We start from the raw sequence: 22,845 nt of genomic DNA on the forward strand, positions 1-22,845 counted from the left end.
TATTCCTGTAGTTTTAGGACTGTGGACTAAAATTACTAACGTAGATGTCTAACATTGACTACTTTTGGGTAGCTTTGTCCAGGTTTTTACGAGCGGTAGTCTTCCCAGTACCCGGGCTGCCGCGTACCAGATAAGAGCGCTGAGGAATCAGGCCGCCGTCAATCACTTCGTTGAGACCAGTAATTCCTACTGAAAGTCGGTTTTGAGACATTTGTTTGTTTATGTTTAGAATATCGGCTCGTATTCATATTTAATGGTTTGAGGGGCTGTTTTGATTGTTTGTTTACTGGGCGTCTGAGAACCTTCATGAAAAATATTTCGGCAGAAAATTACGTTAGCACACAAGAATTAGAGGGTATTGTCGGCACTGCTGGCATTTGTCTGCGGCAAGATATAGAGGCTTTTTGGCAAGAACGGGTAGAAAAAGCTGTTGCCCCAGGTACTTCAATAGCCTGTACCGTTTATCCCCATACTCAGGAAGAACTCGCCGCAGTGATTGCTTGTGCAGGGCGAAATCGCTGGGCACTCTTGCCGACAGGGAGTGGCAGCAAACTCGATTGGGGCGGTTTAGTCCAATTAGACTCCGATCCCCCCCAGCCCCCCTTAACAAGGGGGGAGCAAGATGTTGTCAAAGTCCCCCTTTTTAAGGGGGATTTAGGGGGATCTCCTGATGCAGGGGGGATCGTTGCTGTGAGTACGGCGCGCCTGAATCGCCTGGTAGAACACGCTGTGGGCGATTTAACGGTGACTGCGGAGGCGGGCATGAAGTTTGCCGATTTGCAGGAAATTTTAGGTAAAGCAGGTCAATTTTTGCCGATCGATCCAGCATATCCGCAACAGGCAACTTTGGGCGGGATTGTCGCTACTGCTGATACTGGTTCGCTGCGGCACCGCTACCGGGGCGTGCGCGATTTGTTGTTGGGAATTACGTTTGTGCGATCGGACGGTAAAATTGCTGTAGCCGGAGGTCGAGTTGTGAAAAATGTCGCCGGTTACGACTTAATGAAACTGTTGACCGGTTCCTACGGCACATTAGGCGTCATCAGTCAAGTAACATTCCGAGTTTATCCGCTGCCGGAATCATCGGGAACTGTCATACTGACAGGAGAAACTAATGCTTTAGCTGAAGCTGCTCAAATTTTATTATCTTCTGCTTTAACACCGACAGCCGTTGATTTGCTGTCACCACAGTTAGTAGAAAAACTGAGTTTGGGTAAAGGTTCGGGATTGGTAGTGAGGTTTCAAAGCATCGCCGAAAGCGTTAAACAACAATCCGCCCGGTTGTTGGAAGTTGGCGAAAAGTTGGGATTGCAAGGCACTAACTGCGGCGAAAATGATGAGGATAAATTATGGCAAAGATTGCCAGAAACAGTCTGGAATTCTGGGAATAATTCAGCAATTATTTGCAAAATAGGCATCAGACCCTCGGAAGCAGTCAAGGCAATTAACGAGTTGCCGGTACAGGATGCTTTGATTCATGCGGGCAGCGGTTTAGGAGTTTTGCGGTTTGAGACTGCGACAGCCGAAACGCTGTTGCAGGTACGCAGGGCGTGCGAAGCTAAAGGCGGTTTTATGACGGTTTTGGCTGCGCCAGCCCACATCAAGCAAGGGTTAGATGTTTGGGGCTATACTGGAAGTGCGATCGATCTAATGCGTCGCATCAAGCAAGAGTTTGACCCGGAGAATATTTTAAATTGCGATCGTTTTATCAGCGGTATTTAGTTTAAAGTTTGCAGTAAGGAGTTCAGTTTTTATTGAATCCCGGTCTAAATCATTATACCTCGACCATATTTATTGTGGAACAGGCATCCTGCCTGTTCAATACTGGTTTTTATGGAGATGTCTATTTGTGAACCAGATTTGTTTTTTAACGAACCGCGAAGGCGCAAAGACCGCAAAGGAAGAGAAAAGAAGAGAAGAGAAGTTTTTGTTTGCTTGATGGAGTTAGGCTGGCAATTTGAAAGGACTAAAGTCCTGACTACGAACCAAAATAATTAGGTAATATATTATGCAAACTTCCGAAAATTCTACAATTCCCAGCGACGACTTAAAACCTGCTAAAGAAAGCAATTTCCTAGCACAAAACCCCCACTTGAAAACTCTCGAAATCCCGGGTTTCGACGCCAACAATCCGCCAGATCCCAAATTGATCGATACTTGCGTGCACTGCGGTTTTTGCTTGTCAACTTGTCCGAGTTATCGGGTACTCGGCAAAGAAATGGATTCGCCCAGAGGCCGCATTTATTTAATGGATGCAATCAACGAAGGCGACGCACCTTTAAACGAAGCAACATCCCAGCATTTCGATACTTGTTTGGGCTGTTTGGCCTGCGTGACAACTTGTCCGTCGGGAGTTCAATACGACAAGTTAATTTCCGCAACTCGCCACCAAGTTACCCGAAATCAAAAACGCACTTTTTCTGACAATGTAATTCGCACTCTAATTTTTAATCTCTTTCCTTATCCTCACAGATTGCGGCCTTTGCTGGTACCGCTGTTTCTTTATCAAAAATTAGGACTGCCAAAACTAATTCGCCAAACAGGTTTGCTGAAAAAAGTATTTCCTCGCTTGGCGGCGATGGAATCAATTTTGCCCGAGGTAACAGTTGATTCTTTCCGGGATAATTTGCCCGAAGTCATTCCCGCACAAGGGGAGAAACGCTATCGAGTTGGGGTGATTTTAGGCTGCGTGCAGAGGTTGTTGTTCTCGCCAGTTAATGAAGCTACGGTGCGAGTTTTGACGGCTAATGGCTGCGAGGTTGTGATTCCGAAAAGTCAAGGATGCTGTGCTGCTTTGCCGGAACATCAAGGACAAGCGGAACAGGCAAAATCCTTGGCGAGACAAATGATTGACAGCTTTGAAAATACGGGCGTTGATTGTGTAATTATCAATGCTGCTGGGTGCGGCCACACTTTGAAAGAATACGGTCACATTTTAGCAGATGACCCGGATTATCGGGAGAAAGCTGAGAATTTTGCTGCTAATGTGAAGGACATACAAGAATTTTTGGCAACTGCGGGAATTACGGCGAAACTCAATCCTTTGACTGAGGGAGATTTGACGATTGTTTATCAGGATGCGTGTCATTTGTTGCACGGACAAAAGATTAGTTTGCAGCCGCGCCAGTTGTTGCAACAAATCCCTGGGGTGAAGTTGAAAGAACCTGTGGATGCTGCTTTGTGTTGCGGGAGTGCGGGGGTTTACAATATGCTTCAGCCGGAAATTGCGGATGATTTGGGAGTACAAAAGGTGGAGAATTTGCTGAATACTGGGGCTGAGTTGATTGCTTCTTCTAATCCTGGTTGTTCTTTGCAAATTAAGAAGCATTTGGAGTTGCAGGGGAAGGCTGTTACTTTGATGCACCCGATCGAGCTTTTGGATTATTCTATTCGTGGGGTACAGTTGCAGCGGAAGTAGTTTGCTGGGGCGGGCGGTGTCCGCCCTGCTTTTCGCTGCGATTTTTTATCAGAGAAATGGGTCTAAAACCTCGTCCTTATAGGACGGCTTTGTAAGTAAAACTATAAACCTTAAACCCTCTTTCCTAAAGAAATGTAAAAAGTACAAACACGCAAGTATTTCACTATATACTAATAACAGCTCAAGAAAAACGAGGAGTTAAACTTGTTGACAAACTATGTATACAAGTTGCGTCCAAATCAAACACAAGACTTAAAAATGTCTAATTGGGTGGATATTTTGCGAAGCCATTTCAACTGGTGTCTTAATGACAGGATCACTCAGTATAGCCAACAGTTCATTCAAGGCAACTATTGCGACCTTAGGACAAAAAGTGAAGCCTGTCCGTTGACCAGTTGTGTCAGTAAAAACGGTGCCACTGGGGAACCTTGGAAAATAGGCAAAACAGATAAAAAGGGGAAAGTTAAAAACCCTCGGCGCAACCCAGGCCACATTCAAATCACAGCGTTGCCCGAACTGAAAGCAGCTAGACCCTGGTTTGCCGGGATAGATTCGACAGTTCTACAACAGAACGTCAAACGGTTAGACACTGCCTATAATAATTTTTTTGACGGACGCGGCTTTCCTAAATTCAAGAATCGCAGCAATTTCACTTCCTTCACATTTATGATGGGGGTAAAAATACAAGGTAGTAAAATTTACTTGCCAAAGTTAGGTTGGATGCGTTTCCACAACTCGCGCCCAATTCCTGGTGGCTTTACCATTAAAGCTTGTGCGGTAAGAAAGCGACAGAATGGCTGGTATGTATCCGTCCGCATTGAGGACAAGTCTGTCCCCGATTACACGACAAAACCTCTCAAAGATGTCGTCAAGGTAATTGGTTGCGATATGGGAATTACAAAATTAGTCCATCTATCAGATGGAGCTCAAATTGAAAATCCCAAGTTTTCAGCCACCAAAAAAGCTAAACGCACACTGAGAATTAGACAGAGACAAGTCAGTCGATTTTAGATTTTAGATTTTAGATTTTAGATTGACCCCACGGATAAATTCGGGGGAAGAGAGGATTTTAGATTTTCGATTTGGGATTGATTCCACGGATAAATCACGTGGCGGGTACCATCAAGAAATTATTGGTCAGTCGAAAAGGAAAAGGGAGTAATAACCGCAAAAAAGCAGCTAAAAAACTAGGGCTTTTCCACCAAAGAATTAGCAATAAGCGTCAAGCTTACCAATGGAAGGTTGCCAATAAAATAGTGTCACGTAACGTTGACGCGATTGCTCTAGAGGACTTGAATATTTCCGGCATGATGCGCCGATGTCGAGTAAAGGTTGACGAAAAAACAGGTAGATTTCTGAAAAATGGGCAATCAAGGAAGAGAGGTTTAAACCGTTCTATTTCTGATGCAGGCTGGGGCGAGTTAATACTGAAGATTGAGTATCTGGCTGCAAAGCAAGGAAAAATCGTAATCAAGGTTAATCCCAAATACTCCAGTCAAGAATGTCGGAATTGCGGTCACATCGACAAGTCTAATAGAGATGGCGAAAAGTTCATTTGCACTGAATGTGGCTACCACGAACACGCTGATATAGGTGCAGCAAAAACTATTCGCGATCGAGCTTTAAATTTGGTACGCGGGGACTCCGCGAAACCTGGCGTTCGCGCCTAAACGCCCAGAAGATATCCTCGCGCTCGATTGAGCAAACGTGAGGAGTCTGGGAACCCTGGAAACAGGGAAATTGAGGTAGAAATTCCTCAAGAATCCTCGCACCTTCAGGTCGAGGAGTGTCAAGAATAAGATTTTTTACCGCAGAGGGCGCAGAGGGCGCAGAGGAAGAGAGGGAAATAGGTTATTTTGAGAAAGCTCGTTGGCGAAGCCCTCGCAGAGGATCGCGCTTCTGACTCCTCGTAAACTGCTAAAATTAAATTCAACAGTATTTCACCCCGCACAACTGTTATGGTAAGTCAAATCCCAGTCCCCACTCAGGAAGAGATTATCTACCCCGAAAGCGACGGCAAACCAATGGCAAACAATACCGACCAGTTTCGCTGGATTCTAGTCATTGAGCAAAATCTAGAATGGATGTATGCTAATGACGAGAATGTATTTGTAGCGGGGGATTTATTTTGGTATCCGGTTCAGGGAAGACCAAATATTGTTAATGCCCCCGATGTGATGGTTGTCTTCGGTACACCGAAAAGGAGACGGAGTTCTTATCAGCAGTGGAATGAGTCAGGAATTGCACCACAAGTTGTGTTTGAGATTCTCTCTCCTAGCAATACGCAAGATGAAATGGAGACGAAATTACTATTTTACGATCGCCACCAAGTTGAAGAATATTACATTTACAATCCTACTAACAATCAACTCAGGGGTTGGTTGCGGGGAGAAGACGGCTTGGATGCGATCGCATCTATGGAAAACTACGCGAGTCCCAGGTTAGCCATCCGGTTCGATTTATCAGGCGATGAATTGCAAATTTATCGATCGGATGGAACTAGGTTTTTCTCCTACGTTGAGATTTGTCAACTGTTAGAGGAAGCCCAACAGCGGACAGAACAAGAACGTCAGCGGGCAGAACTTGCAGAAACAGCTTTAGGAGAGGAACGGCGACGATCGCAACTTTTGGCGGAACGGCTGCGAGAAATGGGAATTAACCCAGATGAATTAAGTTAGACAGACTGCGATCGATCGACATTGACCCGGAACAATTGTAAACTGGATTGGGGAAAAGGTCGATCGCACTTTTCAAATTGAGCAAAAGTGCGATCGGAACCATGTCAACTGTCAACTGTCAACTGTCAACTCTCAACTGACTCTTCCCCTCTTCCAACTTCAAAAAATGCACTTGTCCCGAAGCTTCCGCCGCGACAATTGTCACCCCATCTGGTGCCATAGCGCAAGCTTTCAAAGCACTATCTCCCCTGAAAGTAGCAACTATTTTTCGACTCAACAAATCCCAAACTTTCAGAGTATTATCATCCGAAACTGAAATCACTCTATTTCCCACAGTCGCCAAAGCTGTAATCGCATCCGCATGACCCGTCAAAGTAAAAATTTCCTTTTGACTCGACAAATCCCAAACTTTAATCAGTTTCTTCCTTCCCCCAGAAATTCCCCATTTACCGTCTGTGGTAACTACCACAGCATTCACAAAACTCTCATGACCTTTAAGAGTAAAAAGTTGATTTTTAACGACTAAATTCCATAAATTTGCCAAAATATTATTTTCTTTTCCCAAACTCCAAACTTTCAGACTTGTGTCGCCGGAAGCCGAAATTATCCGCTTGCCATCGGGAGTAACTGCCACAGCTTTTATCCCGTCGGTGTGACCGATAAATGTAAAAACTTCCTCTCCTGTTTCCAAATTCCAAATTTTAATACTTTTGTCTCCCGAACCAGAAATCGCCAGCCTGCCGTCGGGGGTAACAGCAACCGAATTTACCCAATCTGTATGACCTGTCAGACTAAATATTTCTTCTCCAGTTTCCAGATTCCAAACTTTAACTGTTTTGTCACCTGAACCAGAAACTATTCTCTGGCTGTCCGGGGTAACAGCGATTGCTTTTACCCAATCTTTATGACCGGGAATAGCAAAAATTTCCTCTCCATTTGCCAGATTCCAGACTTTAATGCTGTTGTCTCCAGAACCGGAAATTGCTTTTTTACCGTCGGCTGTCACTGCTAAAGCATTTACCCAGTCATCGTGACCCGCAGATGATAAATTTTCTTTGCCTGTTTCTAAGTGCCAAACTTTGAGAGTTTTGTCAGAGGAACCAGAAACTATCCGCTTGCCGTCGGGGGTGACAGCAACAGCATTCACCGGGGCGATGTGATTGGTAAAAGTAAATAGTTCTTCTTTTGTTTCCAAATTCCAAACTTTCAGCGTTTTGTCGCCGGCCGCCGAAATTACCCGTTTTCCGTCGGGACTGACTGCCACAGCTTGGACGAAACTGCTGTGAATTCCTAAAGTGAAAAGTTTTTCTCTGGCACTCAAACTCCAAACTTTGATTGTGCCGTCGTAACTGCCGGAAATTATGTGTTCGCCGTCGGGAGTTACTGCTACAGCTTTTACCCAATCTGCGTGACCGGTAAGGGTAAAAAGTTCTTTTCCTGTTTCTAGGTTCCAGACTTTAATGCTGTTGTCGCCAGACCCGGAAATCAACCGCTTGCTGTCTGGAGTTACTGCTACGGACTGGACAAAACTGCTGTGACCTTTGAGGTTGAAAATCACTGCCCCTGTTGACAAATCCCAAACTTTTATGCTGCCGTCCCATGAACCAGAAATTACTCGCTTGCCGTCGGGAGTTACTGCTACGGCTTCTACTGCAAAAGTATCGCCTGCAAATGTTAATATTTCTGTTCCAGTAGCTAAATTCCAAATTTTAATAGTATTGTCCCAAGAACCTGAAATTACTTTTGTTCCGTCTGGGGTTACTGCTACAGCATTGACGTAGGTAAGATGACCTTTGAGGGTGGAAAGTTCTTCTCCTGTTTCTAAGTCCCAAACTTTGAGAGTGTGGTCGGAGGATGCAGAAATTGCTCGCTTGCCGTCGGGGGTAATTGCTACAGCTTGTACCCAATCTGTATGTCCGGTGAGAGTGCGTAGCAATCTGCCGCCAGGGGGGGTAAAACTGGGGGTTAGCGGCCGCAGCCAGGGTATTTTCTGTTGTTGTGCTTGGGCTAGCAGTGCTTGAATTTCGGGAATTTCAAAGCGCATCAACCGGGCAATTAGTTGGGTAGCTAGTTGGGTTTTATCTTTGGCTAAAATGTGGGCAGAAAGCCTGATTGCTTCTTGGATTAATTTGAGTTTGTCGGCTTTTTCATCGGAGGTGATAATATCGGGACTTGTTGCTAAATCGTAATCTTCTATTAGCGCTTGTGCTCCCGCTGCTGACAGCTTGGCTTCAATAAAATTGTAATCTGTTAGTAAGCTGTATAATTTCTCTGAGTCGGAAGTCGCTGCTAGCTGACTTGGTAGGATTCCCAAACAGTGCGTCTGTTCTGCGGGCTGCATTTTATCCAGCCCTTGTGTAAACTCGCTCATAAATTTGTGTATGTCTTTTTTTAATGTATGCGATCGCTAGCTGCACCTTGCCCAAAACCCGATCGAGAAAGTTTTCTTGCTTACTTTGCTCGTTTACTTAGCATGGCATATTTAAAGGCTATTTGCTACCGGGCTGCTGCCCTCGGTTTGGCGATCGTTCGATGAATCGCTGGTTTTTTTGTCTGAGTCTGGTTTGAGAATTTTCAATGCCTGCGATTGCCATCAACCGCCGCCAAGATCGTTCAACTCAAAGCCCAAAATCTAGCGATCGACAACTATCTGACATATATCGTTGTTTTTCTTAACATAACGGGTTTTGGGGAATGATTGTCGATCGCTCCACACTACCAATAGATTTTAGATTTTAGATTTTAGATTTTAGATTTTAGATTTTAGATTTTAGATTTTAGATTTTAGATTTTAGATTTTAGATTTTAGATACTTCGACTTCCTTCGGCTACTCTCAGGAAAAGTGGCTGTACAAGTTTGAGACGGACGGAGGCTTGGGCGCGTTTACGATTAAAAAATTGACTTGCAGCGCAGTGAATCGGGAAAGTTGAACATTGATCTAAAATTTGGGGCCAAGAGTTAAGTTGGCAGCCTGTACCCGTTTTGGGGCGGAGTTAAGCTAAAATTTTTGAGCGATCGCCATCCTGTTTGATGTGCGAACAAGACTTGTTTAGCGAAATACGGTAGCGAATGCTCTAATTTTAGGTCGATCGGGCTGGATCTGCCCGACAGATGCCCGCCTGCTTGGGTTTCGTGCCTCAACCGCACCTGCAACCTGCTTGACTCAAACCTCCCGGAAAGCTTTGCAGGTGCGCCCCGTTCCTTTAAAATAGAAAACAGGACTTGCACTCTTAAACCGGGTTTCTCGCTAAAATCATTGGTTGGGCGGCTAGTTACTCAAGAAAAAACCGGTTTTCTGACTCGATAGCGCGCAAGTCGCGATCGCAAATCAAGAACTATTTAAGTTTAGAGACAAATTTCATGGATGTTATCGAGTTTTTCGAGTTAAGTGCAGGCAAATGGTTTTCCCAGCGCACCGTACACAATCTCAATTCTGGGGAATTGCAAGCAGGTAAATCTGACCTCAAAATAGAAATGCTGACAGCTAACGATGCAGCAGTCGTCAAACTTTGCCAACAGCACTCGACTAACCCGGACTCAACTGGACTCAGGGGCGTTCGGATTTCTTGGGACGGTGTTCCCGATCGCAACCAAGCTAAACAAGTTGGTTCTACAATATTGGCGATCGTCCCGAATCCCGACAATCCCAGCGAAGGCAAAGTATTGCAAGCCAAGGGAAACACCCGCTACGTGATGGGCGGCGACGATGTGCTGACATTGATTACAGAATCAGATACTGTCCATGCAGAAGAAAGGCTGTGGTATCTCATCCCCAATCTGCGCTTGCGGACTAGCGTTGTTAAGCAAGCTGACGGTACGGAACAAGCATCTTTTTGTTCGGAAATTCGGATGGGTGGAAGTCCGAAAAGTTGACAGTTGACCGTTGACCGTTGACAGTTGACAGTTGACAGTTGACAGTTGACAGTTGACAGTTGACAGTTGACAAAGGAAGTCCGAGGATTGGAGTAATGAATAGTCTGATTTTTATTTCTCCCTATAAGGGTTCCGGCTTTCAACCAATTCTTTCTGGTAATTGGTGAGTACCTCACTTGCAGGGAGAACCTCTATATCTAATTTCCCAAAATGAATACAAGCCCCGACTATCCTGAGTAATTATCCCAAAATTTTAGACTCCTTTTCAAGCTCCCAGATGAATCTGTGAAGTAAATCTAAACATAGAAAATCGACTGACACCTTATTTCTTTTTGATGCTTTCTCCTTTCTTTCTGCGGCCTTCTCGGGCAACGGCTTTTAACTTGGCGTGAAAATCAGTGTGTTTGACAACTGGGAATGATTTTTTGACAGGTTTGTCTGTTAATTTGCGATCGGGTTCGGCTCCATCGGCCAGAGCCGTAACATCCACATCTTCATATACTACAACTTCTGTATTTTCTTGAGTGCGATCGCCAGCAGTGGCGAGTTTTTCTGTTTCCGGGGCTTCTGTATTCGGGACTTCTGCATCTGACGCGCGATCGAGTTCTGCTTCTGACTGCTTGCTCGTATCTATTTCGGCGACACCGAATTCGGATTCCGGGTGGGATAAAAGTATCTCTTCCTGCGACGGTTGAGCATAACTTTCAAAGGTTAAATCTTGAGGAAAATTGTTGCAAACTAAGCGTTCAAACTCGCGATTAAAATGATAGAGTGGTTGGCCTATCCGGTGCCACATACTCAATAGCTGTCCGACAGAAACAGCTTTGTAGCGCCCTTGATAAAGCGCTTCAACCACTGCTAAACGCAACCAATAGCCGGGATACTTGGTCAACCATTCACCAGCCAATTTCTCTGCTTTTTTGCCACCTAGGTCAAAACCGTAGTGAACCAGCAGAGCCGCTGCTTGTGCAGATATTGTACGTCCATCTGTCATGGGAATTGGTAATTTGTCAGTTGTCAGTTGTTAGTTGTCAGTTGTCAGTTGTCAGTTGTTAGTTGTTAGTTGTCAGTTGTTAGTTGTCAGTTGTTAGTTGTTAGTTGTCAGTTGTTAGTTGTCAGTTGTTAGTTGTCAGTTGTTAGTTGTTAGTTGTTAGGAGTGGTGTCGCCTACGAGGCAACGCGAACGTTAGTTTTTCTTTCTTGGGAAGGGAGAATTGGAGAATTGAGAATTGGAGAATTGAGAATTGTTGATTTTTTTGGCTTCATTATTACCAATAACAAATAACAAATAACCAATAACAAATAACCAATAACCAATAACCCAATAACCAATAACCAATTACCAATTACCAATTACCCATTACTAATTACCCAATTGAATTAATCGGATAAACGCACGCCTCCTTCTACTGTTCGCACGTCCCCGGAAAATGGTTGGGGTGTGCCGTTCCAGTTGAAGTCACTAATTCTAAACGTCAGGCTGCCGACTTGACGCTCAGGATTAAAACGCAAAATAATTGCGTAGCTGCGACGGCTGTATTCTAAAGTGTAGTTCGTACTGATTGTTTCCCTGCTGTCTAGATTAATAGCACTTTGAAATCCGACTCGAAAGCCTCCGTAAACTTGCTGCACGAGTCCAAAAGACAGGACTTTCAAATCTACTAGCCGATCGAACAAATAAGGCGATACCCCGTCCCGCGCTACCTGAGTGTAAGTCACGTTAAATCCAGTGTAGTCGAGGAAAGGGCGGGAGAAATGGCCGAACTGCCCTTGAATGCCGATGCTGCTGGCGATCGAATTTTGTCGATCGCCACTACTGTAATAAGAGCCTACTCCTCGGACTCCCAAAGCCAGTTGTAAGAAGGGAACCACCGGCGTCCGGGTGTACCTCAAACCCTGGGTGGGAGTGCGGGGCAGCGGTTGACCTTGCCACAGGTTGAAGCCGCGGCTGAGGGCGACGCTGACTTGGCCTCGGCCCAAATCGATGCGGTTGTTTTCGCGCACTGGTTCGAGCAAATCTGCTCGATCGGTGTCAGCATTGATAAATTGATATCCAGCTTGGTAGCTGAAATTGATGCCTGTATTGCCGATTTGCATCTGTGGGGAAGTGAGGACGGCCCCGAGACTGCTGTTGACGGTTTGAAAGCCTAGAGAACCGTTAAACAGTCGATCGCGATAACTATATTCTGCTGCTAAATTGTGATTGCCGATCGACTGTCGCAAGCGCACATTACCCCGAAAAGCATTTTCAGCTAAATTCGGGAAATTATCAAAATTCAGAAATAACGCCGATCCTTCAAGGCTGGTGCGCGGGCCCAAAGTCGCGCCCAGCTTTGCTCTCAGCCCGTAGCTGTCGGGGGAAAAGGGATTTCCACCGTTCTTTTCCACGATTCGCTGGAGGTAAATTTGGGGTGTCAGAGTCAGGCGCACGGGCCCGTTTTGCAATATTTCAAAACCGCACTCGGCAAACAAACCGCCTCTGTCGCCCCCGTCGTAGCCGAAAGTCAAACAGGGGCCGTTTTTCTGTTGGCTGTCAAAAACTTGCCTGCGGGGATACACGGGTATTTTGACGCGGTTGTCAAATACCAAGCGGGGGGAATTTGTGACTAATTCCTCAGCCGTGGGGGAAATCCTGGTAATTGTTGCTCTTCGGGCTCTGTATTCGAGTTCCGGCGGGGAAAACGGGTCATTAGTAATCCGAATGTTGGTTGCTACTCTGACGCCATTTGGCAGTAATTCGAGGCGATCTGCTTCAAAGCGGACGCGGTTGACGGCGCCGGTAATTTGGGGGGCGGTTAAGCGTCCGCCAGCGCCACCAGCGCCACCAGCGCCACCAGCGCCACCACCGCCGATGGTAATAGTAGCAGCGCCGGGGGATTTGACTCCGCGAAGGGGCTGTTGGCTGGTCAGCCGATCGCTCAGCGGCTGTTCTAGAATGGTTCCAGCACTAATATCTGTCGGTAGTGTGGGGGTTAACTCGCTACCCGCTGCGGGGAGGAATATTTCGCCGCTGGCTTGTTCGACTGCGCCGGAGTTGAGTCCGAGATTGAATTCCATCTGCCGGCCGCGGACTACTTGTTGGCCGCGAGTATAGGCGACGTTACCGGATGCTATCACTTGGCGGGTGACTAGGTTGACGATCGCGCGATCGGCATCAATCACTGTTTGTCGGAACCGCACCACAACCCTACCAACCGCCGTGACAATTTGCTGTTTGTCGTCAAATTCTTGACTATCGGCCTTAATTTCGATCGTATCAGCCGGACTCACCGGAAATGGCACCGTTCGCTGAGAAGGCGCGGTACGGACTCCGGGCGCGGCAGGTTTGGGCTGCGGTTTCGGCGCTGGGGGAGTGGCTGGCTTGGGCCCTGGGGGCGTCGTTGGCGTCGTTGGCGTCGTTGGAATCTCGAACTCTTGCTGTTTTGCAGGAGGCGTTTCTGGCGGTTCGGGAACAACAATCTCCGCAGGTTCGGGGGAGTTATCTTTTAACTGCTCGCCTTTAGCCTGATACCCGTTTTCTGGCTGTCGGACAGCATTATTGTCCTTTTTGCTCTGATCCCCTGCTGTTCGTTGACGGTTCCGAGCGGCAATGGCATTTTCTACTGAACCCAATTGGTAAGAAGTAAACGAGGTATCTTGCTGGGCTTCCGCAGTTTCGGATTTTTCTGCTGGAACAACCGGAAGCTGAAATCCCGCCGCTGCGCCGCCACTTTCCACGGAGGTTAGGGGAGTGGCGATTTCAGGAGACTGACTGGTGGCTTCGGTGGTACCGAGGAGTGCGGCTGAGGGTTCTGGTTGCGGGGATGTTGGTTCGGGCTGAACGATTTCTGGGCTGGCTTCCGGTATTTGTGCGGAGTTGCTGCGGGTGTCTCCATCATTTGTCGCCACAGTGAGGGCGACTTTTTTGGGCTTCGCGATGTAGATGATGGCAGAGGGTTCGGGCGGCGGTACCGGATAGGGCATAGTTACAACAGGTGAATCATCCGATTTTAGATTTTAGATTTTAGATTTTAGATTTTAGAGGTTTTTTTATAGCGGAGAGTCGATCGTCCAAATTTTGGCATTTAACAGGCAGCGTTTCAAGGTTAACCGGAAATCTTCGGTTGTGCCGAGTCGCTAACGGACTCATCCTCAGAAACTTGGTTGATTACCAGAAAGAATTGGTTTAAAGCCGGAACCCTTCCTTGTAGGGAGAAATTAAAATCAGACTATTCATTGCTCCAATCCTCGGACTTCTAGGTCAACTGTCAACTGTCAACTGTCAACTGTCAACTGTCAACTGTCAACTGTCAACTGGTTTCTTTCGCCACAACATAACCTCGCTAGTGGTGCGAGGTCAAGTTTTGTTGGACTAATTTTTGGGGATTTGCTGGCTGGTGCGGGGGCTGCGGTGACGTGCCCCCGAGTCAGCGAGGGAGGTAGCTGGTTTATTCCATGTCTCTGCGGTTGGGGTTCCGAGCTGGGTCATTGGACAAAAACCCAAATATGAACAGGGAAACAAAAAATAGAACAACTACATTAACTACGATTTTGAGGGTTAGCACGCTAGGGAGTCTCCAAAGATGAAATAATACTGAGCTGATTTGCTGCTGTTGCGGCAACTTTTTTATCTTGACATATTCACTGCCCTAAAAGTGCGGTGATTCTTGACGCTTCCCAGGGTGATGCTACCTGAGTAGTCTTACTCTCCCTCCACATCCATTTAGAGTCGTGGCAATGCCCTATCCCGACTTGTTGGAGACTATAGCAGAAAGCAGTCCTCAAAGGACGGGGTTTTAGCCCTCCGCTTAGCTCCGCCAAATTTTTCCAATAAGCTAAAGATTATTGACACTCCCCACGGCTTCAGCCGGGGGATTCTCCAAGCCGAACTTGGAAGGGATAGGCAAATATCCCCCTAGACCCTTTAAATCAACTACCAATACCAGAGGTGTTGCAGTTGGGCTTACTTTTAGTTTTTCTTTTGCTTTCAGAGTCCATCACAAGCCAGATAGGTACGCTCTTCAACCTGCCATTATTTGCCCTTTCTAAGTATTCCGGTTCTAGCCGGATATCTGAGTTGCCGGGATTTCTCCGCACTAGGATGATTCAACGCGCAGACGGTTATTCCTACTCACTCAATTACATTACCATGCTTAGTCCCCAAATACAATATTTACTGGCGGTTAAAACCGCAGACCGACTAATCCCCACGTAAGACAGCCGGGGACACGGGAGGCTCGTTTTCTAGTCAATTTTATCTTTGCTTTTGAGGATTGTTGGCAAGTTGGTTTTTGCCCAATTCCAGATTTGCTCGATGATTTTTTCGACGCGCACCATGACTAAATCGAGCCATTCGAGCACTTGTTCTAGTGGGTGTTTAATGTAACCCATCGATTCTGCTTTTGTTTCTAAGTATTCGTCTGCTGGCGGGAGACCTGCACTCTGATTTTGGTGTGCTGCGATGCTGGGGGCGGGGGTATATCTGCTGGTGGGGGGGGCGATTGCTGCTGGGGATTTGCTGTTTTGTGCGGTGTTCGGGTTTGTGTTTTTTGGCACTTGGGTCTCCGGCGCGCGCTCTGGGGTTGATTCTGCTGCGAGTCCAGATTTATTTTCTGGAGTGACTGCTAAATTTGAGCCTGTTTGGGGTTGACTTTGTGGGACTTTTGTAAGCAAGCTCTGTTTGAGCTGGGCGAGCATCCTGTGAATTGCTTCGGGGTAAGGCGATATTGAAACTGCGGTCGATCGACTTTCTGACAATTCTACTGTTTTTGCAATTTCCTGCTTGACTTCTGGGCTATTTTGTGATATGAGGTTTTGAACATTTGCCTCGGGTTCGGCACTTCCTACTATTAAGTGCTGCGGTGCTGGTTCTCCGAATAAGTCTTGCCAATTCAACCAAGGTCGATCGACCTCTGGGCTATTTTCCGTTCGATCTTGTTCCTGACGTTGTTTTAAATAATACTGAATTGCGACTGATTTATCAGTATTATCACTAGCTGCCGTTTCTTTTCCCAGCAGTTGGTCTACGGACGACCAAATCATTTTTTCGATGTTTTTCGCGTATTTTTCGAGGATTTCGCGGGCGGACAGACCTGAATTGTTTTCCGTGGCGGAAGTGTCAAATTTTACTTCTGGATTGTCAGCGGTGGTTTGGGCTGCTGGGGGGAGGGTAAATTCTTCGAGGTTGACGGCAGCGCGATCGAGTAATGTGACAAAGGAGATCGGATTGCCGGTGCGATCGAACTTGCTGTTAAAATTAGGTTCTAATTTTGGGATATTGCGGTCGATCGAATTTGATGGAGCAATCGTCGGCTGTGCGGTGTTGGCCGGAGCGATCGGCGTGGTGGATTTTTGGACTAAGATGAGATTGCGGTCGATCGCGCCTTTGACTGCGAGGATTGATTCTCCAAACTGATTTCTTTTCACAGCAACCGGACTCGACTGGAGCCAGACCATCAATTCCCAAAAACGACGCACCGGCGCCAACCGAGATTTTTTCGCAGCAGACTCTAAACCGAGATTAAATTTTAATTCTTTTTGAGCAATTTCCCGCCGTTCCGGCCCCTCGTTGGCGACTTCCCAAGTTATGCGACTTTCGAGCAGTTCTTGCTGTTCGGGCGTCAAAATATCTAATATGCGATTGTCATCTCCGACTAAGACTAAAGTGCGGGCTGGGATGAAAGTCGCGATTCCCTGAACTTTTTGGGATTGGCTGTCTAATTGAGTTTTGGCCTGGGGAGGTTCTAAGACGGAAGTTGTTTGATGCTTGGCAGCTTGTTTGATAAAATTGATGGCTGGATGCAAATCGCGATCGGCTTTCTCCGTTGCTGGGTTTGTCTGGATTAACAGCGGAAAACTGACTAAAGTTGTGGCGGTTTGCGACGAGTTTAGCAAATTTTCAGCGAGTTGCAAGATTTGGTCGATCGAACTTTCATCGGAAATTTCTCCCGGATACCAATTTCCCGAAAAATCTGGATTTTCGTCATCGGTATATTCTTGAAGTTCGGGTAAATCTACTTTTTGGCTGGATTCCCGCAACTGTCGGCTCAACATTCGGGAACTTTGGACGAGCAGGTAAGCTGGATAAAGTAGAATTTGGGTAGCGCTGAGAGTGGTTTGTTTAATTTGTCGCCAAGTGCGATCGCAATTATCGGCAACTTGGCGGGACTGTTTGGATATAAAATTTAATAGTCGGCTTTGGTATGGGCCGTAGTAACCGTCGGACATAGGTTTAATTATTGAATTCAGGTTTTAGATTCGCGCCGGAATGTCTGAATTTTGCAGTAAAATCAAAACTGGATATTAATCGCAGTTTCAAACCCTCTGAAACCTTTATTTCTTCGCGTCCTTTGCGTCTTCGCGGTTCGATACTGAGCCCAGATTCCTACGCAAGTCCTATTTTAACTAAATATGAGCGCCGTTGTGCCACCTGCTAGCAATAATATTTCTGAAGTTGTAGAGAAGTTGCGCCGCCTCAGTCAAGTGGACGTTCAGTCTGGTTGGAGGTACTGCGATGCTGACTCGGCTACTGTCGGTTCGGTAGGTATTTCTAACAAGCAGGTTGCGGAACTTAACGAAAAAGGACATATTGCTTGGCCGTCTGGGAAGCAAGTTGTTTATTTAGGACAGCAATTTGTCATTCCTGACAATTTGCACGGCTATCCTGTGGTGGGTTTGCGTTTGCTGTTGAGTTTGACTTGGTGGGCAGAAGATGCGACTATTTTTGTCAACGGTGAGTTAGTTGGACAAGGTGATTTATTCGATTGTGCCGATCGAGTTTTGTTGAGTGTGGCGGTGAATCCGGGAGATGAATTTTTAGTTATTTTACGGTTGGTAAGTCCTGGACACGATAACGGTGCTTTAGTGCGATCGATTTGTTTGTACGAAGCTGCGGACTCTACTTGTTTCGATCCGGGTTTTGTGGCGGACGAATTAGAGATTTTGCAAAATGCGATCGCTCGAAATTTAGGAAACAAACATTCCCAAGATTTATCCATTAAAATTTTAGCAAGTCGCCCAATGTACGTCAAGGGAGAAAGGCTGCAATCTGAGATTGATTTGGCGGTTGGCTTGATTGATTGGTCTGCTTTGCCGAATCGCGCCAAGTTCGATCGATCTTTGTCTGTGTTGCGACACAATTTACTGGGATATCTGCGGGCTTTTTCTGGAGAGTTAGATGATTTAACCGCAGAGGGCGCAGAGGGCGCAGAGGGAGAAAGTAAGGAGCAACTTTCTCAGGTTTCAGAAAATCAGAACTCCACATCTATATATATAGGTGAAACTGCCGATATTCCTTCTTTTTCTGGAGAGTTAGATGATTTAACCGCGATTTAACCGCAGAGGGCGCAGAGGGCGCAGAGGGAGGAAGTAGGCAGATACTTTCTCAGGTTTCAGAAAATCAGAACTCCACATCTATATATATAGGTGAAACTGGCGATATAGCTTTTCTCAATCAAGTCATACACTCGCCAGCCAATTCCCAATTACAAATTACAAATTCCCCATTATCAATTCCCAATTCCCAATCCAGAACTGACTCACTTGAAACTTGCCATACATCTATATATACAGGTAAAATCTATTTGGTTGGTCACGCTCATTTAGACTTAGCTTGGCTGTGGCCTGTCCCGGAAACTTGGGAAGCGGCGGAACGAACTTTTGAGTCGGTATTGAAATTGCAATCCCAGTTTCCCGATTTGATTTTCTGTCATTCAACTCCAGCGCTTTATGCTTGGATGGAAGAGCACCGCCCTGACTTATTTGCAGCAATTCAAAAACAGGTGGCCGTCGGACGTTGGGAAGTTGTTGGTGGGATGTGGGTTGAACCGGATTTAAACTTGATTTCGGCTGAGTCAATGGTGCGGCAAGTGTTTTACGGACAGCGTTATGCCAAAGAAAAGTTTGGGGAGTTGATGCGGGTGGCTTGGCTACCGGATACTTTTGGTTTTGGATGGCAATTGCCTCAGATTTTGCGGCAAGGTGGAGTTGACTATTTTGTGACGCAGAAGTTGCGCTGGAATGATTCGACGCAATTTCCCCACGGTGCGTTTTGCTGGGAAGGGTTGGATGGTACTAAAATATTTAGCATGATGTCTGGCGCGATCGGCGAAAGTGTAGAATCTGTAAAAATGACAACTCATGCTTTTGATTGGCAAATTAAAACTGGTTTGCAAGATTCTCTTTGGTTGCCTGGAGTTGGCGACCACGGCGGCGGCCCGACTCGCGATATGCTAGAGGTGGCGAAACGCTGGAAGTTGTCGCCTTTTTTCCCAAGGTTGGAGTTTGCGAAGGCTGTTGATTATTTGTCTTTGATTGAGAGTCAGTTTTTGCCGGAAGTTGCAGATGTTGATTCTCAATCTGATGTTTCGCAGTCGCCAAGTCGGGAAAATTTACCAATTTCTGAAGTTGTCGAAACTTTGTCGGATGTCGCATCGGGAAACTTGCTCGAAAATTCGACAATTTCATCCGAAAGTAGAACTTCAACTCAGGAAACTCCCGCAAGTTTACCAATTGCTGAAGTCGTCGAAACTTTGTCGGATGTCGCATCGGGAAACTTGCTCGAAAATTCGACAACTTCATCCGAAAGTCGAACTTCAACTCGGGAAACTCCCACAAGTTTGCCAATTGCTGAATTCGTCGAAACTTTGTCGGATGTCGCACCTCCAAATTTACTCGAAAATTCCGCAACTTTACCCGGAAGTCGAACTTCAAGTCAGGAAACTTCCGCAAGTTTGCAAGCTGAGACGGTTGTGAAAACTTTATCGGATGTCGCACCTCCAAAATTAGTCGAAAATTCCGCAAATTTACCCGAAAGCCTTAACTCCAATCTCAAAACTCCCGCAAGTTTGCCAATTCCTGAAGTTGTCGAAACTTTATCAGGTGTCGCATCGGAAAATTCCGCAAATTTACCCGAAAGCCTCAACTCCAATCTCAAAACTCCCGCAAGTTTGCCAATTCCTGAAGTTGTCGAAACTTTGTCGGATGTCGCACCTCCAAATTTACTCGAAAATTCCGCAACTTTACCCGAAAGTCGAACTTCAAGTCAGGAAACTCCCGCAAGTTTGCAAGCTGAGACGGTTGTGAAAACTTTATCGGATGTCGCACCTCCAAAATTAGTCGAAAATTCCGCAAATTTACCCGAAAGCCTCAACTCCAATCTAAAAACTCCCGCAAGTTTGCCAATTCCTGAAGTTGTCGAAACTTTATCAGGTGTCGCATCGGGAAAATTACTCGAAAATTCGACAAGTTCATCCGAAAGTGAAACGAATTCGGTAGAAAACGAGGAAAATTTGCAACTTAGGAAAACAACCGAGAATTTGTCCGGCTTAGTAGGTGATTTTTCCGGTAAATTTTCGGAATCAGAACCTAAATACCTTGATTTCCCAACCGAAATTCACCAAGAGAAATCTCAACTAAAAAATTCCCCCTCTCTTCCCCTCTCCCCCTCTCCCAATCTCCCGATTTGGAAAGATGAACTTTACTTAGAATTCCACCGGGGTTGTTACACGACTCGCGCTGACCAAAAACGCCAAAATCGCCGCTGCGAAGATTTGCTCTATCAAGCGGAGTTGTTGTCTTCGATCGCGACAATCTGCACTGGTGCGGTTTATCCGAAAGTTGAGTTAGAATTGGCTTGGAAACAGGTGTTGTTTAACCAGTTTCACGATATTTTGCCCGGTTCGGCGATCGCCCAGGTCTACACTGATGCTAATCTAGCCTTTGCTGAGGTCGATCGCGCTTGCCGCCACATCCTGCTACAATCCTTAGATGCGATCGCTGCTCAGATTTCTCTACCTTCTCCTCCGCAGTCGGACGCTCAACCGATTTTTGTTTTCAATTCTCTCAATTGGTCGCGCTCTGAAGTTGTCGCCGTAACTCTTCCCGATTCCCCCGACGCAGCTTGGCAAATTTACGACTTATCGGGAGGGCGGTTGACTTCGCAGATTGTTAAGGGCGATCGACTCCCATCGCAATCCCAATCTACACTGTTATTTTCGGCCCAGAGTGTTCCGGCGATCGGCTACCGCGTTTTTTGGCTTTGCCATGGCGCTCAAACCCTAAATCATGCCCCTGCAAGCTCAGCCACCGAAAAAAAGACAGATTTATCAAAACTTACATACGGTATAGCACAAAAAAACACGCCTTGTCAAGAAACGCTTTTTTCAGCCCCAGAAACGGTCTTAGAAAATGAGCTTATTCGGGCAACAGTAGACGCAGAAACTGGTAATTTATCCAGCATTTGGGATAAAGCAAACAATAGAGAAGTCCTGAATGCAGTCGGAGGCAATCAACTGCAAGCCTTTCAAGACAGCGGTCAATATTGGGATGCTTGGAACATCGATCCGAATTACCAAAAACATCCATTACCCGCCCCGATACTCAAACAGATTTCTTGGGTAGACCGGGGAGAAGTACGGCAGAGTTTGCGCGTAGTTATGCAAATTGGTAAATCCGAGTTTAGCCAAGATTATATAGTAGAAACAGGTTCGCCACTGCTGAAAATCAAGACAGTCGTAGATTGGCAAGAAACTCACGTTTTAGTCAAAACAGCCTTCGGGTTAAATGTCGCAGCAGATTTTGCAACTTGCGAAATTCCCGGCGGCGCGATCGCACGCACGACCAAGCCGCAGACACCGGCAGAAAAAGCCAAATGGGAAGTACCGATTTTCCGTTGGACTGATATCAGCAATGACGGTTTTGGAGTCAGTTTGCTCAACGATTGTAAATACGGTTGCGACATTCAACCAAATCAAATTCGGCTGACTTTGCTCAGAAGTTCCACTTGGCCGGATGAAGCAGCAGATGTTGGAGTTTCCCAATTTACTTGTGCCGTCTATCCCCACGCTGGAAATTGGCAAGATGCTGGCACTGTTCGGCGCGGCTGCGAGTTGAATATGCCGCTGTTAGTAAAGGTGTTGTCGCAGTTGCCGGAAAATCGCGATCGGACTCTGCCACCCGTTGGCAAGTTCTTGGATTTGTCCGCCGAAAATTTAGTGTTGATGGCTTTCAAACAGTCGGAAGATGATGCGAATGTCTGGATTTTTCGGTGTTGCGAATCCGAGGGCAAACAGGCTGTGTTAGCATTGGATGGCGATTTGGGATTGGAGATTTTAGAGTCAGTCGATTTGCTGGAAAGACCTGCAATTTTGTCTGAAAAGTTGCCTCTATCGGAAAGTTTTAAGATAGAACCTTGGAAAATTGCTAGTTTTGCTGTTGTAACGAACCACGATAGCGCTCTTGTCGCGAAGGAAGAGAGGGAAGGGAAGAAGGAATAATCTCAAAACCTAAGATATTAGACCTCTTGCATCAATCATTCAATTATACAGGAACCGCAGATGTCAAGCAGATAAACACAGGTAAACGCAGATGATTTTTCAAGATAATTTGCAAATGAGTGCAATCTTGTCTATTGCCGATCGCCTTTTAGCTAACGGGCGCGGGAATCCCTCGCGCGATATCGTTTACAGATAGGTGTCGATCGCCTGCCAAGCAGTTTTGAGGTCTCCTACTCCCCAAAGCTACGGCACTCATCTGACCCAACAATTGCGATCGCCGCCCGGTTCATCCGCAGCCAGGGCAAATATCCCCAGCCGAAACCTAAGTAAGTCAGTCCCAACAGTAGATATTTGAATGTTATCATAGATACGTGACATACCCGACACTCATTATTGTAAACAAATAGAGTGCGGGCTTCCTCTTTCAACGGGAGAGCCTCGACGCGAGCAATCTCTAAGCTGGTCTTATCCTCCCTCCGTAGGTTTCACTCACCCGAAGGTGGTCCTAACTAGCAAGATAATTACTTATCTTTTCCGGCAGACTCCCTGTGTCCCAAGGAGTAGAATTGTTGATTTTTTCACCCATCCATCAGCTCTTTTACGGCAAGAAAGGGATTTTGGG

At 46.2% G+C, this 22,845-nt stretch carries 18 protein-coding genes and 1 pseudogene; 9 read left to right on the plus strand and 10 right to left on the minus strand.

From position 1 onward, the window contains the following. Positions 1 to 58: 58 nt before the first annotated feature. The gene (locus tag JGK14_RS29375) at positions 59 to 211 is read right to left on the minus strand and encodes an ATPase domain-containing protein (protein WP_293180279.1); all 153 of its coding nucleotides are present in this window, start codon (positions 209 to 211) and stop codon (positions 59 to 61) included. Between the two features lie 95 nt (positions 212 to 306). On the opposite strand from JGK14_RS29375, the gene JGK14_RS29380 reads away from it, so the two are divergent. The 5 genes from JGK14_RS29380 (at position 307) to JGK14_RS29400 (ending at position 6,096) form a co-directional block, all read left to right on the plus strand. Further along, the gene (locus tag JGK14_RS29380) at positions 307 to 1,722 is read left to right on the plus strand and encodes an FAD-binding oxidoreductase (protein ID WP_293327402.1); all 1,416 of its coding nucleotides are present in this window, start codon (positions 307 to 309) and stop codon (positions 1,720 to 1,722) included. Between the two features lie 286 nt (positions 1,723 to 2,008). Beyond that, entirely contained in the window at positions 2,009 to 3,418 is a 1,410-nt protein-coding gene (locus tag JGK14_RS29385) for a (Fe-S)-binding protein (protein WP_325315813.1), read from the plus strand. A gap of 258 nt (positions 3,419 to 3,676) precedes the next feature. Continuing rightward, positions 3,677 to 4,429 (plus strand): RNA-guided endonuclease InsQ/TnpB family protein, encoded by a 753-nt coding sequence (locus tag JGK14_RS29390; protein ID WP_442921491.1) that lies wholly within the window; start codon positions 3,677 to 3,679, stop codon positions 4,427 to 4,429. 98 nt (positions 4,430 to 4,527) lie between these two features. Continuing rightward, the gene (locus JGK14_RS29395) at positions 4,528 to 5,088 is read left to right on the plus strand and encodes an RNA-guided endonuclease InsQ/TnpB family protein (protein ID WP_325315814.1); all 561 of its coding nucleotides are present in this window, start codon (positions 4,528 to 4,530) and stop codon (positions 5,086 to 5,088) included. Positions 5,089 to 5,376: 288 nt separating this feature from the next. After that, positions 5,377 to 6,096 (plus strand): Uma2 family endonuclease, encoded by a 720-nt coding sequence (locus JGK14_RS29400; RefSeq protein ID WP_325315815.1) that lies wholly within the window; start codon positions 5,377 to 5,379, stop codon positions 6,094 to 6,096. On the opposite strand, the gene JGK14_RS29405 is transcribed toward JGK14_RS29400, so the two are convergent. Both JGK14_RS29405 and JGK14_RS29410 read right to left on the minus strand, forming a co-directional pair. After that, a complete protein-coding gene (locus tag JGK14_RS29405) occupies positions 6,074 to 6,211 on the minus strand; it encodes a hypothetical protein (protein ID WP_325315816.1) in 138 nt (45 codons plus the stop codon). The genes JGK14_RS29400 and JGK14_RS29405 overlap by 23 nt on opposite strands. Positions 6,212 to 6,214: 3 nt before the next feature. Continuing rightward, the gene (locus JGK14_RS29410) at positions 6,215 to 8,467 is read right to left on the minus strand and encodes a hypothetical protein (RefSeq protein WP_293193431.1); all 2,253 of its coding nucleotides are present in this window, start codon (positions 8,465 to 8,467) and stop codon (positions 6,215 to 6,217) included. Between the two features lie 27 nt (positions 8,468 to 8,494). On the opposite strand from JGK14_RS29410, the gene JGK14_RS29415 reads away from it, so the two are divergent. Further along, positions 8,495 to 8,632: a hypothetical protein gene (locus JGK14_RS29415; RefSeq protein ID WP_293203550.1), complete on the plus strand. Its 138-nt coding sequence runs from the start codon at positions 8,495 to 8,497 to the stop codon at positions 8,630 to 8,632. 423 nt (positions 8,633 to 9,055) lie between these two features. On the opposite strand, the gene JGK14_RS29420 is transcribed toward JGK14_RS29415, so the two are convergent. Further along, positions 9,056 to 9,325 (minus strand): hypothetical protein, encoded by a 270-nt coding sequence (locus JGK14_RS29420; RefSeq protein WP_293208318.1) that lies wholly within the window; start codon positions 9,323 to 9,325, stop codon positions 9,056 to 9,058. Positions 9,326 to 9,457: 132 nt separating this feature from the next. Here JGK14_RS29420 and JGK14_RS29425 point away from each other — a divergent pair, with 132 nt between their 5' ends. Next, a complete protein-coding gene (locus tag JGK14_RS29425; protein WP_293180249.1) occupies positions 9,458 to 9,970 on the plus strand; it encodes a phycobiliprotein lyase in 513 nt (170 codons plus the stop codon). Between the two features lie 322 nt (positions 9,971 to 10,292). Here the strand turns inward: JGK14_RS29425 and JGK14_RS29430 are convergent, their stop codons facing one another. From JGK14_RS29430 to JGK14_RS29445, 5 genes are all read right to left on the minus strand, one after another. Then, complete coding sequence (locus JGK14_RS29430; RefSeq protein ID WP_293208320.1) at positions 10,293 to 10,964, minus strand: hypothetical protein; 672 nt, start codon at positions 10,962 to 10,964, stop codon at positions 10,293 to 10,295. 172 nt (positions 10,965 to 11,136) lie between these two features. After that, entirely contained in the window at positions 11,137 to 11,322 is a 186-nt protein-coding gene (locus JGK14_RS34135; RefSeq protein WP_442921492.1) for a hypothetical protein, read from the minus strand. Between the two features lie 27 nt (positions 11,323 to 11,349). Continuing rightward, positions 11,350 to 13,932 (minus strand): DUF3769 domain-containing protein, encoded by a 2,583-nt coding sequence (locus JGK14_RS29435; RefSeq protein WP_293285385.1) that lies wholly within the window; start codon positions 13,930 to 13,932, stop codon positions 11,350 to 11,352. A 464-nt stretch (positions 13,933 to 14,396) separates the two neighbouring features. Further along, positions 14,397 to 14,513, minus strand: a complete 117-nt coding sequence (locus JGK14_RS29440; protein ID WP_039887172.1) for a photosystem II reaction center protein I — start codon at positions 14,511 to 14,513, stop codon at positions 14,397 to 14,399. A gap of 679 nt (positions 14,514 to 15,192) precedes the next feature. After that, positions 15,193 to 17,175, minus strand: a complete 1,983-nt coding sequence (locus JGK14_RS29445) for a hypothetical protein (protein ID WP_293219145.1) — start codon at positions 17,173 to 17,175, stop codon at positions 15,193 to 15,195. A gap of 183 nt (positions 17,176 to 17,358) precedes the next feature. Here JGK14_RS29445 and JGK14_RS29450 point away from each other — a divergent pair, with 183 nt between their 5' ends. Continuing rightward, positions 17,359 to 18,282 (plus strand): hypothetical protein, encoded by a 924-nt coding sequence (locus JGK14_RS29450; protein ID WP_325315817.1) that lies wholly within the window; start codon positions 17,359 to 17,361, stop codon positions 18,280 to 18,282. Positions 18,283 to 18,521: 239 nt separating this feature from the next. Continuing rightward, positions 18,522 to 22,223 (plus strand): annotated as a pseudogene (locus JGK14_RS29455) (alpha-mannosidase); the annotation flags it as partial. A gap of 252 nt (positions 22,224 to 22,475) precedes the next feature. On the opposite strand, the gene JGK14_RS29460 reads toward JGK14_RS29455, so the two are convergent. Further along, positions 22,476 to 22,601 (minus strand): hypothetical protein, encoded by a 126-nt coding sequence (locus JGK14_RS29460; RefSeq protein ID WP_293193435.1) that lies wholly within the window; start codon positions 22,599 to 22,601, stop codon positions 22,476 to 22,478. Positions 22,602 to 22,845 lie beyond the last annotated feature (244 nt).

The sequence above is a fragment of the Microcoleus sp. PH2017_28_MFU_U_A genome, from assembly GCF_020738035.1.
Taxonomy (GTDB): Bacteria; Cyanobacteriota; Cyanobacteriia; order Cyanobacteriales; family Microcoleaceae; genus Microcoleus.

Coding starts and splice junctions, on each gene's coding strand:
- JGK14_RS29375 (WP_293180279.1), bottom strand. CDS start 211: ATGTCTCAAAACCGACTTTCAGTAGGAATTACTGGTCTCAACGAAGTG.
- JGK14_RS29380 (WP_293327402.1), top strand. CDS start 307: ATGAAAAATATTTCGGCAGAAAATTACGTTAGCACACAAGAATTAGAG.
- JGK14_RS29385 (WP_325315813.1), top strand. CDS start 2,009: ATGCAAACTTCCGAAAATTCTACAATTCCCAGCGACGACTTAAAACCT.
- JGK14_RS29390 (WP_442921491.1), top strand. CDS start 3,677: ATGTCTAATTGGGTGGATATTTTGCGAAGCCATTTCAACTGGTGTCTT.
- JGK14_RS29400 (WP_325315815.1), top strand. CDS start 5,377: ATGGTAAGTCAAATCCCAGTCCCCACTCAGGAAGAGATTATCTACCCC.
- JGK14_RS29410 (WP_293193431.1), bottom strand. CDS start 8,467: ATGAGCGAGTTTACACAAGGGCTGGATAAAATGCAGCCCGCAGAACAG.
- JGK14_RS29415 (WP_293203550.1), top strand. CDS start 8,495: ATGCGATCGCTAGCTGCACCTTGCCCAAAACCCGATCGAGAAAGTTTT.
- JGK14_RS29425 (WP_293180249.1), top strand. CDS start 9,458: ATGGATGTTATCGAGTTTTTCGAGTTAAGTGCAGGCAAATGGTTTTCC.
- JGK14_RS29430 (WP_293208320.1), bottom strand. CDS start 10,964: ATGACAGATGGACGTACAATATCTGCACAAGCAGCGGCTCTGCTGGTT.
- JGK14_RS29435 (WP_293285385.1), bottom strand. CDS start 13,932: ATGCCCTATCCGGTACCGCCGCCCGAACCCTCTGCCATCATCTACATC.
- JGK14_RS29445 (WP_293219145.1), bottom strand. CDS start 17,175: ATGTCCGACGGTTACTACGGCCCATACCAAAGCCGACTATTAAATTTT.
- JGK14_RS29450 (WP_325315817.1), top strand. CDS start 17,359: ATGAGCGCCGTTGTGCCACCTGCTAGCAATAATATTTCTGAAGTTGTA.
- JGK14_RS29460 (WP_293193435.1), bottom strand. CDS start 22,601: ATGTCACGTATCTATGATAACATTCAAATATCTACTGTTGGGACTGAC.